We start from the raw sequence: 2,448 nt of genomic DNA, 5'->3' as shown, positions 1-2,448 counted from the left end.
ATCGGCGGAGCAAGCCCGCCGTTGGGCGTCGGTGGCGAAGGGATGAAACTGATATCAAAATCAAAGGGCAATGGCGTTACCTTTACCGGGCGGTGGATTCAGACGGCAATACGGTTGATTTTTTGTTGACCGCCCATCGGGATAAGGAAGCCGCCTTGCGTTTCTTTAAGAAAGCCATACGCCAGCATGGACAACCCGACGGAGTGACGATGGATAAAAGTGGTGCCAATAAAGCCGCAGTGGACGAGTTAAACAAGGAAAAAACAAAGGATAACGACATCATTATCCGGCAGAATAAGTCTCTTAATAATCTGATTGAACAGGATCACCGCCACGTCAAACGGCGGACACATCCTATGCTGGGATTCAAAAATTTCAGACGAGCCCAGACCGTGTTGGCAGGGATTGAATTAGTCTGTATGTTGCGCAAAGGACAATACCGACAAAAAGAAGGGGGTCCGATTTCACCGGCAGCCTTTTTCTATCAATTAGCTGAGTAAAAATCAATCACCTCATCTTCACTCGTACTTTCTCTGTTAATGCGACAGAACCCCAGAGAGGCACTACCCACGGAAATGGATGAAACCCAGAACACGATGGAATTCTTTTGATGCGCCGATAAGGATTTAACCGAATGCCATTGATGGTCAGAAAACCCCTACTATGTGATATACTACGAACCCTCATATAAGTAGACTTAATAATTGGAATACTTTTACCATAACCAAAAATAAAAAGCAACGAGATAACGCTGAACTTTCACTTCGCTATTTCTATGATAAGGGATCACCGGAAGCGGCTTTTGTTTTTCAATAACATTCTTCAAACGCTGACTATTATATCGTTTATCAGCAATCCCAAAATCTGATTTGGAAGGCAGATCGCGCCACGGAATTCACATTCTCATGTGATAAAGAATTTCATTAGCAACACTAATCTACCATTAAGGAATACGGCCGACTTTATCCCCAGACTTGTCTAAATAACTTTTGGGGCAATATGCAATTAGTGGCGTTTAAGACAACCTTATCCCCTTTAGGAAAATAATGACCACTCCGATTATTCCACATAGTCAATCGACCATCATCGAAAAATAGCTCTCCTGCCAACAATACAGGGTATTTTGCATAGTCAATATCTTTATCATCTAGCTGAGAAATATTTTTATTCTTGCCATACAATCGAATCCTGCCTTTTATTAATGACGTATGACCTATAGTAGGAATCCGATTAGGATCATAAAGACCACATATAACTGTCAGAGGCATATCAGTGTAAATAACGTATAGATAATGACCATCTGGGACATGTAGCGTTATTGGTTCTATACTTTTCATAAAATAATGAGCGTCACCATCTCCTTGTAATTGGCAGTGCGTGCGCTCAAGGATATAGATTTCATCCAATTGAGCATGGGGTTGCTGCATAGCAAGTCTGCGCCCTTTACCTACAGGATCGCGTTTAGTATTAAATGCGTCCAAGCAATTATAATTAATTATTTTCCCTCTATCTGCGTACGTTTTATGGAGGTTTGTCAGCGCGTTTTCTGGTGCATATTCGCAATGACGGTGTATCCGATTAGATACCCATTGATCCCTAGCGCACACTTCCTCATCATGCTCTTCAATGCATCCTTCATCACGCCTCAATGACCGTGGAAATAAGCGTAACTGTTGACCTTGCCGAAATTTTCTACTTATAAAATTACCCATCTTATCTACCTATTCGTTCTTAAAAATGCAGATAATTAATAACTAATTAAAACTATTTTTTCTGTGACTAATATCAAAAATATTTGAAAATAAACTCAGTTTGGGAAAGTTAGAAATATTCAACAACATGATATTGTTTGAATAAACATCAGAAAACGGTACTGGGATGGATGAGTACCGCTAACAAAGCTGCTGTTTGAAAAAACAAAGAGGATAACCGGACATGAGTCCGGCTTGAGTATTTTTATGTACAAATTTAATACAACCAAAGAGTATGCAGGTTACTCAAATTCATTCCATGGGTTCTGTCGCATTAACAGAGAAAATCTGAGTCAATGTGGAGTGGGTTACTCTTTATTCAGTCAATCGATAAAACATCTCTGCCGGTGACAATGTCTTATCTTCTGATTGTGAGTATTGCCCTTTACGCAGCATCGAAACGCGCTCTATCCCCGCTAAAATCGTTTGGGCCCGGCGAAACGATTTAAAGCCTAACATCGGCCGTATCCGACGTTTGATATTGCGGTGATCTTGCTCCACTCAGTTGTTCAGGTATTTACTCTGTCGGACAGGGATGGTTTCCTCTTTGGGTCTATCGGCGTTGAGCGTCGCCAGTGCAGTGGTATTCGCGCCACTTTTATCAAGGGTCACGACCTCAGGGGTTCTGTCGCATTAACAGAGCGCTAGCAAGAGAAAATGATGTAATTGTTTTTTATGCAGCCAATTGATAGAAAAA

Annotated in this window: 2 protein-coding genes and 1 pseudogene; 1 reads left to right on the top strand and 2 read right to left on the bottom strand. The window is 41.3% G+C overall.

The features are described 5' to 3' along the window. A partial coding sequence (locus tag NXS07_RS19460) for an IS6 family transposase (RefSeq protein ID WP_258087455.1) occupies positions 1-500 on the top strand: 500 nt, incomplete at its 5' end. A gap of 462 nt (positions 501-962) precedes the next feature. Here the strand turns inward: NXS07_RS19460 and NXS07_RS19455 are convergent. Then, positions 963-1,712 (bottom strand): hypothetical protein, encoded by a 750-nt coding sequence (locus NXS07_RS19455; protein WP_038196306.1) that lies wholly within the window; start codon positions 1,710-1,712, stop codon positions 963-965. Between the two features lie 354 nt (positions 1,713-2,066). Beyond that, positions 2,067-2,372: pseudogene (locus tag NXS07_RS19450) on the bottom strand (DDE-type integrase/transposase/recombinase); the annotation flags it as partial. Between the last annotated feature and the right edge of the window lie 76 nt (positions 2,373-2,448).

Origin of the sequence: Xenorhabdus bovienii (assembly GCF_024721015.1) — a bacterium.
In the GTDB taxonomy this organism is placed as follows: domain Bacteria; phylum Pseudomonadota; class Gammaproteobacteria; order Enterobacterales; family Enterobacteriaceae; genus Xenorhabdus; species Xenorhabdus bovienii.
Note: the sequence above shows the minus strand (reverse complement) of the source record. Positions and strands in the feature narration are given on the sequence as shown.